General features: G+C 75.5%; 7 protein-coding genes. All 7 read left to right on the plus strand.

The genetic code is table 11. From position 1 onward, the window contains the following. The first annotated feature begins 31 nt into the window (after window positions 1–31). The 7 genes from ACIGO8_RS11365 (at window position 32) to ACIGO8_RS11395 (ending at window position 15,906) form a co-directional block, all read left to right on the plus strand. Window positions 32–4,735, plus strand: a complete 4,704-nt coding sequence (locus tag ACIGO8_RS11365) for an amino acid adenylation domain-containing protein (protein ID WP_399727477.1) — start codon at window positions 32–34, stop codon at window positions 4,733–4,735. Window positions 4,736–4,794: 59 nt separating this feature from the next. Further along, entirely contained in the window at window positions 4,795–9,363 is a 4,569-nt protein-coding gene (locus tag ACIGO8_RS11370) for an amino acid adenylation domain-containing protein (RefSeq protein WP_399727479.1), read from the plus strand. Window positions 9,364–10,540: 1,177 nt separating this feature from the next. Beyond that, entirely contained in the window at window positions 10,541–12,391 is a 1,851-nt protein-coding gene (locus ACIGO8_RS11375) for a non-ribosomal peptide synthetase (protein WP_399727482.1), read from the plus strand. Further along, the gene (locus ACIGO8_RS11380) at window positions 12,388–13,242 is read left to right on the plus strand and encodes a thioesterase II family protein (protein WP_399727485.1); all 855 of its coding nucleotides are present in this window, start codon (window positions 12,388–12,390) and stop codon (window positions 13,240–13,242) included. The genes ACIGO8_RS11375 and ACIGO8_RS11380 overlap by 4 nt, the downstream gene beginning before the upstream one ends. After that, window positions 13,242–14,468 (plus strand): cytochrome P450, encoded by a 1,227-nt coding sequence (locus tag ACIGO8_RS11385; protein ID WP_399727487.1) that lies wholly within the window; start codon window positions 13,242–13,244, stop codon window positions 14,466–14,468. The genes ACIGO8_RS11380 and ACIGO8_RS11385 overlap by 1 nt, the downstream gene beginning before the upstream one ends. Window positions 14,469–14,683: 215 nt before the next feature. Next, the gene (locus tag ACIGO8_RS11390) at window positions 14,684–14,899 is read left to right on the plus strand and encodes an MbtH family protein (protein WP_399727490.1); all 216 of its coding nucleotides are present in this window, start codon (window positions 14,684–14,686) and stop codon (window positions 14,897–14,899) included. Window positions 14,900–14,907: 8 nt separating this feature from the next. Next, a complete protein-coding gene (locus ACIGO8_RS11395) occupies window positions 14,908–15,906 on the plus strand; it encodes a TauD/TfdA family dioxygenase (RefSeq protein WP_399728521.1) in 999 nt (332 codons plus the stop codon). The last annotated feature ends 27 nt before the right edge of the window (window positions 15,907–15,933 follow it).

The raw sequence follows: 15,933 nt of genomic DNA on the forward strand, positions 1-15,933 counted from the left end.
ACCCGCAGCGTCGTTAATTCATCGGGGTTGGATGATGGAATCTCGCGGTTTTCCTTTCATATCCGTCGCGCGCCGTTTCCCGGACCGCCCGGCCCTACGGCTCGGCGCCCGGACCGTCGCCTACCGGGAGCTGGACGAGCTGAGCGGCGCCCTGGCCGCCCGGATCGCCCCGGGACACACGCTGGCCGTCACCGGCCGGGACCGGTTCGACCACGTGGTCGGCCTGCTCGCCGCCCTCCGCGCCGGCGCCACCTATCTGCCGCTGGACCGGGAGGCGCCCGAGGAGCGCAACCGCTGGATCCGCGAGGACGCCGGCGCCACCCTCGCCTGGACCGACGGCGAACTCCTCGCCTGCGGGGAGCCCGCCGAGGCCGACGGCCGCGGGCCCGCCGCCGGCTATCTGATCTACACCTCCGGCACCACCGGCCGGCCCAAGGGCGTGCACGTCCCGCTCGCCGCGCTGACCGGCCACCTGGCCGCCGCCGTGGAGCGCTTCGGCCTCACCGAGGACGACGTGGTGCTCCACCTCGCCCGCCCGACCGTGGACGTGGCCGTCGAACAGGTCCTGACCGCCCTCTCGGCCGGCGCCTGCCTCCTCGTACCCGAGGAGCAGCTGCTCGCGCCCGCCGCCCTCCTCGAACTGCTCGACACCGAGGCGGTCACCGTGGCCAACCTCGCCGCCGGCTACTTCCAGGAGGTCGTGGCCGCGCTGCGCGCGGACGCCCGGCCGCCGCGCGCCCTGCGACTGATGATCTCCGGCAGCGACCGGCTCTACCCGGACGCCGCGGCCGGCTGGTGGGCCGCCACCGGTGTGCCGCTGCTCAACGCCTACGGGCCGACCGAGACCGTCGTCACCGCCACCGTCCACGAGGTGGCCGGCCCGGCGGCGGGACACGGCGACACGGTGCCGGTCGGGCGACCGCTCGGCGACCGCCGCGCCTACGTCCTCGACGACCGGCTGCGCCCGGTGCCGCCCGGCGAGCCGGGCGAGCTGTACCTCGGCGGACCGCTGCTGGCCTCCGGCTACCGCGGCCGCCCCGCCCTGACGGCCGGCCGCTTCGTCGCGGACCCCTTCGCCGCGGAGCCGGGCGCCCGGATGTACCGCACCGGTGACGTGGTCCGGCGCTCCGGCGCCGACGCCCCGATCGAGTTCGTCGGCCGCGCCGACCACCAGGTGAAGATCCGCGGATTCCGGGTCGAGCCCGGTGAGATCGAGCAGCTCCTCGCCGGCCGGCCGGACGTCGCCGCCGCGGTCGTCGTCGCCCACGAGGGCCGCCTCGCCGCCTATGTGACCGGCACCGCTCCCGACACCGCCGCACTGCGCGCCCACCTGGCCGAGCGGCTGCCCGAGCACATGGTCCCGGCCACCGTCACCGCGCTGGCCGCCTTCCCGCTGACCGCCGGCGGCAAGGTGGACCGCACGGCGCTGCCCGCGCCCCAGGCCGTGCCCGCCGCACCGGCCGGCGGCCGCCGCCCGCCGCGCACCCAGGCCGAGCAGCTGATCGCCGCCGTCTGGGCGGACGTGCTCGGCGTGCCCGAGGTCGGCGCCGACGACAACTTCTTCCACCTCGGCGGCGATTCGCTCACCGCCGTCCGCGTGGTCGGCCGGGTCTTCGACGTGTTCGGCATGATCTCCCCGTACACCATCTTCGACGCGCCCACCCTCGCCGAGTTCGCCGCCGCCGTCACCGCCGCCTCGGACACCACCGAGCGCCCCGAGCTGCGCCGCACCGGCGCCACCGAGGCGCCGCTCGCGAACTTCCAGCGCGGGCTGTGGTTCCTCGACCAGTGGAACCCGGGCGCGCCCACGTACGTCGTGCCCTGGGTGTTCCGCTTCGCGGGCCCCGTCGACCCGGAGCTGCTCCACCGGGCCCTGGCCGGCGTCGTCGACCGGCACGGCGCGCTGCGCACCACCTTCGAGCTGGCCGAGGACGGTCCCCGCCAGGTGGTCCACCCCGCAGTGGAGCTGCCGTTCACAGTGACGCGCACCACCGCCGACGCCCTGGACAGCCTGATCGCCGAGGCCGCCCTGGTCCCCTTCGACCTGGAGACCGGCCCGCTGATGCGCGCCCACCTCTACCGCACCGGCGAGACGTCCACCCTGCTGCTGCTCTGCCACCACATCGTCTGGGACGAGGGCTCGCTGTCCGTCCTGGAGACCGAACTCGCCGCGCTCTACGATTCGCTGGTCACCGGCCGGCCCGCCGGCCTTCCCGAACTCCCGGTCCAGTACGCCGACTACAGCACCTGGCAGCGCCAGGACGGCACCGCCGAACGGCAGCTCGACTACTGGCGCGAGCACCTGCGCGACGCGCCCACCGAGACCGCGCTCCCCACCGACCGGCCCCGCCCCGAGGTCCAGGCCTTCCGCGGCGCCTTCCACCGCTTCACGATGCCCCGCCCGGTCGCCGAGGCCGTCCGGGCGCTGGCCCGCGGCGAGGACGCGACACCGTACATGGTGCTGCTCGCCGGGCTCGCGCTCACCCTGCACCGCCGCACCGGCCGGCGCGACCTCGTGCTCGGCTCACCGGTCAGCGTCCGCGGCCGGGCCGAACTCGACGCCCTGATCGGCTACTTCGTCAACCTGCTGCCGCTGCGCGTCCGGATCGACGAGGACATGGACTTCCGCGAGCTGGTCCGGCACGTCCGCGAGGTGGCGATCGGCGGCTACCGCCACCAGGAGGCGCCGTTCGACGCGATCGCGAGCGCCGTCATGGCCGAGCGCCCCGACGAGCGCGCCGAGGACCGCAACCCGCTCTGCCAGGTGCTGCTCGAACTGCACCCGCTCGACGCCCGCCCGCTCACCGTCGGCGGCAGCGAGGTCACCCGCGAGCTGCACTCCAACCCGGTCTCCCGCTTCGACCTGTCGATCTCCGTCGACGACCGCGGCACCGACTTCACCGGCCGCTTCGAATACGACTCCGACCTCTTCGACCCGGCCACCATGGCCGAGCTGTGCGAGGCCTGGCTCGGCACGCTCGCCGCCGCCGTCGAAGCGCCCGTGCACACCCTGTTCGAGGACCGGGCCGCCCGGCAGCCGCACGCCCTCGCCCTGGTCTCCGGCGAGGACCGCCTCGACTACGCCACCCTGAACGAGCGGGCCAACCGCCTCGCCCACCACCTCGGCGGCCTCGGCATCGGCCGCGGCGACACCGTCGCCGTCCTCGTCGAGCGCGGACCGGACCTCGTGGCCGCCCTGCTCGCCGCGCTCAAGGCCGGCGCCGCCTACACCCTGCTCGACCCGGACTTCCCGGCCGAACGCCTCGCCGGCGCGGTCGCCGACAGCGGCGCCGCCCTGCTCGTCACCCACCGCCACGCGAGCCCGCCGTTCCCGGTCGACCACCACCTCGACCTCGACGCCGCGGCCGCCGCCATCGCGGCCCGCCCCGCCCACGACCCGCGCCTGCCCGTCACCGGCGCCGACCTCGCCTGCGTGATGTTCACCTCCGGCTCCACCGGCCGCCCCAAGGGCGTCGCCGTCCCGCACCGGGCCCTCACCACCACCTACCTCGGCCAGGACTACGCCCGCTTCGGGCCCGACGAGGTCTGGCTCCAGTGCTCCCCGGTCTCCTGGGACGCCTTCGCCCTGGAGCTGTACGGCGCGCTGGCCTTCGGCGGCGTCTGCGTGCTCCAGCCCGGCCAGCGGCCCGACCCGCAGGCCGTCGCCGAGCTGACCCGCCGCCACCACGTCACCCAGCTCCAGCTCTCCGCCAGCCTGTTCAACTTCCTCCTGGAGGAGTTCCCGGAGACGTACGACGACCTCAAGGTCGCCTTCACGGCCGGCGAGCGGGCGTCCGTCACCCACGTCGGCAAGGCGCTCGACCACTACCCGGACCTGGTCGTCGCCAACGGCTACGGCCCGGTCGAGAGCCTGGGCCTCACCACCAGCCACCGCGCCACCGCCGAGGACGCCGCCGGCGCCTCCATCCCGATCGGCCACCCGCTGCACGGCAAGGCGGTCCACGTCCTCGACGAGCGGCTCGAGCCGGTCACCGACGGCAGCACCGGCGAGTTGTACGCGGCCGGCGGCGGTCTCGCCCTCGGCTACGTCGGCCGGCCCGGGCTCACCGCCGAGCGCTTCGTCGCCTCCCCGTTCGGCCCGCCCGGCGCACGGCTCTACCGCACCGGCGACCTCGGCCACCGGAGGGCGGACGGAGTCCTGGAGATCACCGGCCGGACCGACGACCAGGTGAAGATCCGCGGCTTCCGCGTCGAGCCCGGCGAGATCGAGGACGCGCTCACCCGCCACCCGTCCGTACGCGAGGCCGCCGTCACCGTCCACGAACCGGCACCCGGCGACCAGCGGCTCGCCGCCTACGTCACCGCCGCCGCGGCGCCGTCGCCCGACCCGGACACGCTCCTCGACCACCTGGCCGGCCTCCTGCCCGCGCACATGGTGCCCGCCACGCTCGACGTCCTCGACGCCCTGCCCCTCAATCCCAACGGCAAGGTCGACCGCCGGGCCCTGCCCGCCCCGGCCGAGCGCCCCGCCGCCGCCCCGGCCGACCCGCTCACGCCGGACCAGAGGCTCGTCGCCGACGCCGTCCGCGCCGTCCTCAAACTGGCCGAGGACCCCGCCGCGGACGCCGACTTCTTCCGGATCGGCGGCAACTCGCTGGCCGCCGTGCGCGTCGCCATGCACCTCTCCCGGCACACCGGCTCCCGCGTCCCGCCCCAGGTGGTCTACCGCGGCCGGACGGTCGGAGCCATCGCCGAACGGCTGGCCGCGCGATGACACGACACCCGGAACCTCCGGCCCGCCGGGCCACTCCACCGACCGAAGGGAACGAGGCCGTGAGCCCGTCCGCCGACCTGCCCGCCGCGCCCCCGGCCGCCCCGCCGGCCGGCCCCACCACCCTGCCGCCCGCCGCCGCGGCAGCCGCCGGCCGGCCCGCCGCACCGTCCGACGGTCTGCCCGCCGGCCCCGCCCGTACCGCGCCCGTCTCCGGCCTCCAGCGCGGACTGTGGTTCCTCGACCGGTGGAACCCGCAGGCCGCCACGTACACCACGCCCTGGACGTACGACGTCACCGGCCCGCTCGACCTCGCCCTGCTCCAGCGGGCCCTGGACACCGTGGTCGCCCGGCACGAGGTGCTGCGCACCACCTTCGCCCTCCACCCCGACGGCCCGCGCCAGTGCGTCCACCGCACCCTCGCCGTACCGCTCGCCGTCACCGACCTCCGCGAGCTGCCCGCAACCGAACAAGCCACGCGCGCCGAGGAGTTGATCACCGAGCGGGCCGCCGAGCCCTTCGACCTGACCACCGGCCCGCTGCTGCGCGCCGAGGCGTTCCGGCTCACCGACGAGCGCACCACCCTCCTCTTCGCCGTCCACCACATCGTGTGGGACGGCTGGTCCGCCGAGGTCTTCGAACGCGAACTCACCGAGGCCTACCGCGCCGCCGGCGAGAACCGTGCCCCCGACCTCCCCGAGCTCACCGTCCAGTACGCCGACTGGGCCGAGGAGGAGCAGCACACCTCGTACGAGGAGCACCTCACCCACTGGAAGCAGGCCCTCGACGGCGCACCCACCCTGCTCGAACTGCCCACGGACCGGCCGCGGCCCGCCGAGCGCAGCCACCGCGGCGCCACCGAACCCTTCGGCCTCGGCCCCGGCACCGCCGCCCGGGTCAGAGCACTCGCCGAACAGGAGGGCGTCACCCCGTTCACCGTCCAGCTCGCCGCCTTCGCCCTGCTGATGAACCGCTGGACCGGCGCCGACGACATGATCGTCGGAACGCCGGTCACCACCCGCGGCCGCCCCGAACTCGCCGACCTGCTGGGCTACTTCGTCAACCTGCTGCCGCTGCGCGTCCGGCTCGCACCCGGCGAGAGCTTCCGCGAGCTGCTCGCCGCACTCCAGGACACCGCCTTCGACGCCTTCGGCTACCTCGACGTCCCCTTCGACCAGCTCGTCGACCGGCTCGGCACCGCCCGCGCCCCGCAGCACCCGCCGCTCGTCCAGGTCGTCTTCGGCGCCCACACCGAGGACCGGACACCGCTCGCTTTCGGCGCGGCCGCCGCCCGGCGCACCGTACGATCCAACGGAACCAGCAAGTTCGACCTCACCTGGTCCGTCTTCGAGGACGGCGACGGCGGCGAACCGCGCGGCGAGGCCGAATACAGCAGCGACCTCTTCGACGCCGCCACCGTGCGCCGGCTCGCCACCGACTACGCCGGCCTGCTCGACGCCGCCCTCACCGACCCCGACGCCACCGTGCGCCGGCTCACCACCACCGCACCGCAGCACCGGCCCGCCCGGCTCGAAGCCGGCCACTGCCTCCACCACCTCTTCGAGCGGGCCGCCGACACCCACGGCGACCGGCCCGCCGTCAGCGACCACGACGGCACCCTCGACTACGCCGAACTGGACCGCCGCGCCAACCGGCTGGCCCACACCCTGCTCGCCCGCGGCGTGCGCCCCGGCGACCGCGTCGGCCTCCTCATGGAACGCACCACCGCCGTACCCGTCGCGATCCTCGCCGTACTCAAGACCGGCGCCGCCTACGTGCCCGTCGACCTCGCCGCACCCGCCGACCGGGCCGCCCTGGTCTTCGGCGACACCGCCGTCGCCGTCGTCCTCACCGACCGGCCCGACCGCGCACCGGACGGCCCCTGGCAGACCCTCGACCTCACCGCCCGCGCCGACGAGATCGCCGCCCACCCGGCCACCCGGCCACCCGCCGCCGGCCGCCCCGGCGACCTCGCCTACCTCATCTTCACCTCCGGCTCCACCGGCCGCCCCAAGGGCGTCGGCGTCGCCCACGAGCACGTCAGCCGCCTCCTCGACTCCGGACGCGACCACTTCGGCTTCGGCCCGGACACCGTCTGGACGCTCTTCCACAGCTACGCCTTCGACTGGACGGTCTGGGAACTCTGGGGCGCCCTGCTGCACGGCGGCCGCCTGGTCGTCGTCCCCTACCTCACCAGCCGCTCGCCCGACGACTTCGCCGGCCTGCTCGACGACGAACGCGTCACCCACCTCTGCCTCACGCCCTCCGCGCTGCGCCAGCTCGAACCGGCCCTGCGCCGCAGGCCCCGCGCCCTGCCCGCGCTGCGGTGGATCATGCTCGGCGGCGAGGCGCTCGACCCGGCCGTCGTCCAGCGCTGGCACGACCTCGACCCGCTGCCGCCCGCCCGCCTCTGCAACCTCTACGGCATCACCGAGACCACCGTCCACGTCACCCTCCACGACGTCGCCGAAGGCGGCGCCGGCTTCGAACGCAGCCTCGTCGGCGCACCCATGCCGCACCTCACCGCGCTCGTCCTCGACGACTGGCTCCGGCCCTGCCCGCCCGGCGTCCCCGGCGAGCTGTACATCGGCGGCGGCAGCCTCGCCCACGGCTACTGGGGCCGGCCCGGCCTCACCGCCGGACGCTTCGTCGCCGACCCGTACGGACCGCCCGGCGCCCGGCTCTACCGGACCGGCGACGTCGCCCGGCGGCTGGCCGACGGCGGCCTGGAATACGTCGGCCGGGCCGACTTCCAGGTCAAACTGCGCGGCTTCCGCATCGAACTCGGCGAGATCGAGAACGCCGTCGCCGCCCACCCCGACGTCGACGCCTGCGTCGTCACCGTCCACGACGACCGGCTCGCCGCATACGTCACCGGGAGCTCACCGACCGGGCCCGACGACCTGCGGACCTTCCTCGAACGCACCCTGCCCGCCTACATGATCCCGGCCACCGTCACCGTCCTCGACGCCCTGCCGCTCACCGTCAACGGCAAGGCCGACCGCGCCGCCCTGCCCGCGCCCGGCCGCGCCGCGCCCACCACCACCACCGCCACCACCCGGCACGTCGAACCGCGCACACCGGAGGAGGAACTGTTCGCCGGCGTGTGGACCGAGGTGCTCGGCATCGGCGGCATCGGCGTCCACGACGACTTCTTCCACCTCGGCGGCGACTCCATCCGCGCCGTCCAGCTCGCCGGCGCCCTGCACGACCGGGGCTGGCAGGTCACCCTGCGGGACGTCTTCAACGCGCCCACCGTCGCCACCCTGCTGCCGCTGGCCCGCCCCGTGGCCGACGACCCCGACGCCGGCCGGCCCTTCGCACTGATCGAGGAGGAGGACCGGGCCGAACTCCCGCCCTGGGTCGTCGACGCCTACCCGATGGTCTCCATGCAGCTCTCCATGGTCTTCCACATGGAGGTCGCCGGCGGCACCGACAGCTACCACAACGTCAACTCGTACCGGATCACCGGCGACCTCGACGAGACCGCGTTCCGCCGCTCGGTCGAGGAGGCGATGGCCCGCCACGCCGTCCTGCGCACCGGCCTCGACCTCTCCGGCTACGGCGAACCGCTCCAACTGGTGCACGGCACGCTGCCGGCCCCGGTCGACTTCGCGGACCTGCGCGGGGCGAGCGAGCAGGAGCAGGACACCCGGATCCGTACCGTCTTCGACGACCACCGGGACCGGCCCTTCGACCTCACCCGGCCGCCGCTCTTCCGGATCACCGTCCAGCGCCTCGCCGACGACGCCTTCCAGCTCACCCTCTCCGAACACCACGCCATCCTCGACGGCTGGAGCTTCACCTCCCTGCTCACCGAGATCCTCGAACGCCACACCGCGCTCGCCGCCGACCCGGCCGCCGCGCCGACACCACCGCCGCGCACCGCCTTCCGCGACTTCGTCGCCGTCGAACGCGCGGCCGGCACCGACCAGGAGTCCCTGGACTACTGGCACCGGCGACTCGACGGCGCCACCGGCCAGCTCTGGCCCGGCAGCGAGGACGTCCACGAACTGCCGCGCACGGTCGAACGGGTGCTGCCCGACGCGCCCCGGCAGCTGCGCACGGTCGCCGACGCGCTCGCCGTCCCGGTCAAGTCCGTCGCCCTCGCCGCCCACCTGCACGCCCTCGCCGAGATCACCGGGCGGCGCCGGGTCACCACCGGCCTCGCGATGAACGGCCGGCTGGAACGGCTCGGCGGCACGGAGGTGTACGGCCTGTTCCTCAACACCGTGCCCCTCGTCGCCGAGCCGGGCGACGACTTGACCGCGCTGGTACGCCATGTGCACCGCGAGGAACTCGACATGATGCCGCACCGCCGGGTCCCCTTCGCCCGCCTGGCCCGCATGATGGCCGACACCGCGCTCGACAGCCAGTTCGGCTACCTCCGCTTCCACGCGCTCGGCCGGCTCAGCGAGGCCCGCATCGAAGACGGCCGCATCGGCTGCGAACCCACTCTCCGCCACGAGCCCAACAGCTTCGCCTTCGGCGCCTCCCTGATCCAGGACCCCGTCTCCCACCGCGTCCTGCTCGCCGTCGACCACCAGCGCGCGGTGGTGGACGACACGACGGCGGACCACTTCATCGACACGTACACGGCCGCGCTGGCACGCCTGGCGGCGAGCGTATGAGGTCGGGGCCGCGGCTGCGCGGCGGGCGAGCGTCTGACGGCGTGCCCGCGCCGGGCGGGCGTCTGACGCCGCGCCGGGCGGGCGGCTCGGTTTGCCGCGCCTGGCAGGCGACTGGGCCGGCCGCGACCGGAGGGCCTGAGGCCGCAGGCCCGGGCGGGCCGGGCCGGGCGCGGCGGAGGGTTCCGCCGGAGGCCCGGGCGGGCCGGCGGCAGGGCTGGAGACGCCGGTCCCGTGCCGGTCGTGGCGCCGGGCAGCTGGTCCGGCGCCGCGCAGGGAGGCTTCCGGGCCGTCCGGCCGGCGGTTTCGGACCGGCCGGAACTCGGCCGGCCGTGGTGCCGGTCGCTGCGGACGGAGACCGTCCCGGCCGGATGTCCCTTCCAGCAGAAGGCCGTTCCCGGTCGGACGCCGTTCTGACGGGCCGGACGCCCCGCCAGCCGTCCGCGGCCTGGCGGCCGTCCCGGTCCCGGCCGGAGGCCGGCGGACCACCGCCCTAACGCGGTGGCGGTCACCGGACTGGTGACCGTGCGCCGAGGGCGGCCAAGCTAGCCGGCCGCGGCCCGGTGGCCGTCCCTGCCTCGCCGGAGGCCAGCGGTCCGTCCGGCGGACCACCGCCTGAACACGGCGGCGGTCACCGGACTGGTGACCGGCCCCGTGGCCGCCCCGGCGGCCCGGAGGCTTGCCGCCCCGGCCCGGCCGGAGGCCGTCCGGCCGGCGGTTCGGACCGACCGGAGCCCGGCTGTCCGTGATGCCGGTCGCTGCGGACGGAGGCGTCCCAGCCGGAGGCCCTTCCCAGAAGGGTCCTCCCCGGTCGGACGTTCGTCCCGACCTCGGCCGGAGGCCGCCGGTCCGGTCGGCGGGCCGTCGCCCGGACGCGGTGGCCACCGCACAGGTGACCGTGCGCCGAGGCCGCCCGGCCGTCCGGACCGACCGGAACTCGGTCGAGCGCGTCGCCGGTCGCTGCGAACGGAGGCCGTCCCGGCCGGATGCCCCTCCCAGAGGGATCGTTCCCGGTCGGACGTCCGTCCTGGCGGGCCGGACGCCTGGCCAGCCAGGCCGTCGCCTGGTGGCCGTCCCGGCCCCGGCCGGTGGGCCTGAGGGGCGCGCCCCGTGGCGTATGGCCCGCACACATCGTGATTCACCCATCCCGTACCACCACGACCACCAAGGAGTGCCTCGCATGACCACGTACGCCGAGCCGTCGACCGCCACCAGCGCCGCCGTCGACACCTCCGCTCCCGACCTGTTGTCCCGGCTGCGCGCGGCCGTCGCCGCGCACCCCGGGCGGGCCGCCGTGCACGCGGTCGGCGGGAGCCTTGACTTCGCCGCGCTGGACCGGCGTACCGCGGCACTGGCGCGGGCCCTGAGGGCGCGGGGGGTGGGGCGGGGGGACCGGGTCGGGGTGCATCTGGCGCGGACCGTCGACCTGCCGGTCGCGCTGATCGCCGTCTGGCGGGCCGGCGCCGCCTACGTGCCGCTCGACCCGGCCTATCCGGCCGAGCGCATCGCGTTCATGGCCGCCGACGCCCGCCTCGCCGCCGTGGTCAGCGCCGACGCCGCGCCGCCCGTCCCGGTCGGCGTCCCGGTGCTCCGGCCCGACGCCGACGGGCCCGCCGGCACCGCCGTCGACGTCACCCCGCACCCGCTCGACTCCGCGTACGTCATCTACACCTCCGGCTCCACCGGCCGCCCCAAGGGCGTGGAGGTGCCCCACGGCGCCGTCACCGATCTGGCCATCGCCCTCGAACTCACCGGCGCCTACCGCCCGGAGCCGGGCGTCGTCGCCTGGAACGCCAGCGTCTCCTTCGACGCCTCCGTCCAGCAGTGGATCCGCGTCTGCCGGGGCGACACGCTGGTCGTGATCGACGACGCCCGCCGGGCCGAACCCGCCCGCCTCGCCGAGCTGCTCGCCGAGCACGCCGTCACCGACCTCGACCTGACGCCCTCGCACTGGCAGCTGCTCCGCGAGCAGCTGGCCGGCGCCCGCGTCCCGCGGCTGTTCATGGGCGGCGAGCCCGTACCGGCCGGGACCTGGCGCGAACTGGCCGACGGCGGGATCGACGCGCTCAACCTGTACGGGCCCACCGAGTGCACCGTCGACGCGATCACCGCCCCGATCACCGGCCCCGGCCCGCACCTCGGCGAGCCGCTGCCCGGCGTGCGCGCCTACCTCCTCGACGACCGGCTCGCGCCGGTGACGGAAGCGGGCGCCGTCGGCGAGCTGTACCTGGCGGGCCCCGGCCTCGCCCACGGCTACCCGGGCCACCCGGGCCTGACCGCGGGCCGGTTCGTCGCGGATCCGTTCGCGACGGAGCCCGGCGCCCGGATGTACCGCACCGGCGACCAGGCGCGCCGCTCCGCCGACGGCCTGCTCGAGTACGTCGGCCGCGTGGACCGCCAGGTCAAACTGCGCGGCTTCCGGATCGAGCTCGGCGAGGTCGAGCACGCGCTCGGCGCCCTGGCCGGAGTGACCGCCGCCGCCGTCACCGTGCACGAGGCCGCGCCCGGCGACCACCGGCTGGCCGGCTACGTGACCGGCCCGGGCCTGCGCCCCGCCGAGCTGCTCGCCGCGCTGCGCCGTGGCCTGCCCGCCCACCTGGTGCCGTCCACCGTGACCGTGCTCGACGCCCTGCCGCTCACCGCGAACGGCAAGGTCGACCACCGTGCCCTGCCCGCCCCGGCCGCCTCCACGCCCGCCCCGGCCGCCGAGGCCGGCACACCGCGAGCGCCTCAGGACGGGGCCACGGCGGCCGGGGGAGTGGCGGAGCAGGTCGCCGAGGTCTGGCGCACCGTGCTCGGCGTGCCGGCCGTCGAGCCCACCGACGACTTCCTCTCTCTCGGCGGCCACTCGCTCGCCGCCCTCCGCGTCGTCCACCTGCTGCGCCGCAAGCTCAACGTCGAGCTCCAGCTCCGTCACCTCCTGGACGCCACCGACCTCGCCGACTTCACCGCCGCCGTCCGCCGCGCCGCCGAGGCCGGCCCGGCCGCCGCCCGTCCCGCCCTCACCGCCCGCCGAGAGGCCGTCCGATGACCACCGCGAGCCCCCTGACCACCCAGGCCACCACCTTCCGGGCGCCGGCCGGCCGTACCGCCCGGCCCCGGGTCGAGGGCGACTGGCTGCTCGTCCCCGCGCCCCAGCCCCACCGCCCCGTCCGGCTGTTCTGCTTCCCGCACGCCGGCGGCGACGCCACCGCCTACACCCCGCTGGCCCGCGCCCTCGCTCCCGTCGCCGAGGTCTGGGCGCTGCGCCCGCCCGCCCGGGGCGGCCGCAGCCGGCACCCGATGCCGCCCGACTTCGACGCCCTCGTCGCCGCCGTCACCGAGGCCCTGACACCGCACCTGACCGGCGGCGAGGGTGGCCGGTTCGCCTTCTACGGACAGAGCTTCGGCGCCCTCCTCGCGTACGAGGTCGCCCGCGCCCTGCCCGCCGACCGCCGCCCCGAGCTGGTCGTCACGGTCGGCGCGCCCAGCCCCGTCGAGTGGGCCGAGCGCGAGACCAAGAACCTCGACGCCTCCGAACTCCTGCGGATGACCGGCCTGGAGGAGCTGGTGCGGGCCGACCCGGACCTGGCCGAGCTCGCCCTCGGCGCCATCCGCACCGACCTCGCCGTCAGCGCCACCTACCGGCACCGCCCGCACGCGCCGATCGGCTCCGCGCTCTACGCGCTGGCCGGTGCCGACGACCCGATGCTCGCCACCACCGGCCTCACCGGCTGGGCCGCCCACACCCGTGGTGCCTTCGCCCACCGCGTCGTACCCGGCGGGCATCTGCTCGCCACCGTCGACCGGCCCGGTCCGGTCGACCTGCTGACCTCGCTCGTGACCTCTCTCGTGGCGGGCCGGCCGGCCGCCGCGCCCTCCGCCGCCCTCAGGGAGCTGTGATGCCGACCGCCACCACGACCATGCCCGCCGCCCCGTCGACCGCCGCCGCCACCACCGCCGTCGACCTCACCGACCCGGCCCTCTGGGCCCGCCCCGACACCCCGGACCTCGTCGCCGAACTGCGCCGCGAGGCGCCCGTCCACCTCACCGACACCGTGGACGACGGCCCGGTCTGGTCCGTGCTCACCTACCGCGAGTCGGCGGACGTCCTGCGCAACGCGGCCGTCTTCAGCTCGGAGTCCGGCTCGCTGCTCGGTGCGGGAGAGGGCAACGTGCCGGTCGGCTCGGGCCGCATGATGGCCCTCACCGACCCGCCCCGGCATCGCGAGCTCCGGGCCCCCGCCAACCCGTTCTTCTCCAAGGGCGGAGTGCGCGGCGCCGCCCGCTCGATCGCCGAACGGGCCGGCGAGCTCTTCGACCGCGCCCTCGAGCAGGGCGAGGTGGACCTCGTCGACGTGGTCTCCGCGCTGCCGCTCGCCGTGATGTGCGACCTGCTGGACGTCCCCGAGAAGGACCGGGACATGGTGGTCCGGGTCTGCGACGTGGCCTTCCTCGGCCGCACACCGGAGGAACGCCGGGCCGGCCACCAGCAGTTGATCCCCTACCTGCTGCACCAGGTGATGCTGCGCCGCTCCGACCCGCGGGACGACCTGATCTCCATGATGGCGACCTACAAGGTCGGCGGGCGGCTGCTGCCGGTCGAGGACGTGGTGCTCAACCTCGACAACATCGTGGTGGGCGGCGTCCAGACCGTCCGCCACACGGCCGCCATGGGCCTGCACACCCTCGTCCAGCGGCCCGACCTGTGGCGCAGCCTCCAGCAGGGCGAGGTGTCCCTGGACTCCGCCGTGGACGAGCTGCTGCGCTGGACCTCGGTCGGGCTGCACACGCTGCGCACCGCCACCCGGGACATCGAGCTGGGCGGCCGGCAGATCCGCCGCGGCGACCGGGTCGCCGTGTGGGTGTGGTCCGCCAACCGGGACCCGGAGGCCTTCGAACGGCCCGAGGAGATCCTGCTCGACCGCTCGCCCAACAAGCACCTCGCGCTGGGCCTGGGCGCCCACTACTGCATCGGCGCGCCGCTGGCCAAGGCCGAGCTGAGCGCCCTCTACTCGGCCGCGCTGGAGAAGGCGGCCCGCATCGAGCCGACCGGACCGGTCCGCCACAACCGGTCGATCATCAACTTCGGCCTCGACCACTTCCCGGTCCGCCTCACCCCGCGCTGAGCCGCCCCGGCGCCGCCCCGGCCCGACCCGACCCGGCTCCGCGCCGGCCCGGCCCGCGTCGCTTCCCCGGCGCCCGACCCTCCGGCAGGCAGCGCGCTAACTGCCGCTCACCTGCCGGAACTTGTGCCGCTCGGCGGCCTCGGCCGCGCCTACCTTCGAATCACACCCCGGTACCACCCACACCATTCCGACCACCTTCCCTTACGGAGACCACCATGAGCAGCAACCCGTTCGAGGACGACAGCGCCGGCTACCTGGTCCTGACCAATGACGAGAACCAGCACTCGCTCTGGCCGGTCTGGATCGACGTGCCGGCCGGCTGGACCACCGTCCACGGCGAGGCCACCCGCCAGGAGTGCCTCGACTGGATCGAGAGCAACTGGACCGACATCCGCCCGGCCAGCCTGCTCGCCGGCCTCGAGCAGCGGTGAGCGCCGCGATGCCGACCTGGGAGCTGAACCCCGGCCGCCCGGCCCTGGCCCACGTGCCGGCCACCGCCGACCTCGCCGAGGCCTGCGCGTGGCTGCGCGAGAACGAGGCCGCGCTGACCGCCGCCCTGCACGAGCACGGCACGATCTTCCTGCGCGGGATGCCGGTGACCGAGGCCGCGGACGTCGCGGCCGTCCGCGACGTCCTGATCCCCGAGCCCACCCCGTACCGGGAGAAGGCCACCCCGCGCAGCGACTTCGGCGACGGCGTCTTCTCCTCCACGGACCTGCCGCCCGCCCAGTCGATCCGGATGCACAACGAGAACAGCTACACCCTGACCTTCCCCGGCCGGCTCCTCTTCGCCTGCCTCACGGCCCCCGAGACCGGCGGCGCCACCCCGACCGCCGACGTCCGCAAGGTCCTCGCCGGTCTTCCCGACCACCTGGTGGAGCGGGGCCGTACCTCCGGCTGGACCCTCACCCGCAACTACTCCGACTACATCTCGCTCGGCTGGCGCACCGCCTTCGGCACCGAGGACCGCGCCGACGTCGAGGCGTACTGCCGCGAGAACGGCATCACGTGGGAGTGGCAGCCGGACGGCAACCTGCGGACCAGCCAGCTGCGTTCGGCCACGGTCCACCACCCGGTGACCGGTGCGGAGGTCTGGTTCAACCACCTGGCCTTCTGGAACGAGTGGTCGCTGGACCCGGACATCCGGGAGGCCATGGTCGACGAGTTCGGCCCGGACGGGCTGCCGTTCAACACCGGCTTCGGTGACGGCGAGCCGCTCACCCGGGAGGACGTCGACGCCCTCAACGCCGCCTACGACGCCGCCACCGTCCGCGAGACCTGGCAGGTGGGCGACGTGATGCTGGTCGACAACGTGCTCTGCGCGCACGGCCGCGACCCGTTCCGCGGCGACCGGAAGATCGCCGTCGCGATGGGCCGCCCCGTCGACCTCCTGGACTGCCGGCCGACCGTGCGCCCCACCGCCGCCGTCCCCGCCTGAGGCACCCCGCACACCATCCACGCCGTG

It is taken from the genome of Streptomyces sp. NPDC053493 (assembly GCF_044544825.1).
Taxonomy (GTDB): domain Bacteria; phylum Actinomycetota; class Actinomycetes; order Streptomycetales; family Streptomycetaceae; genus Streptomyces.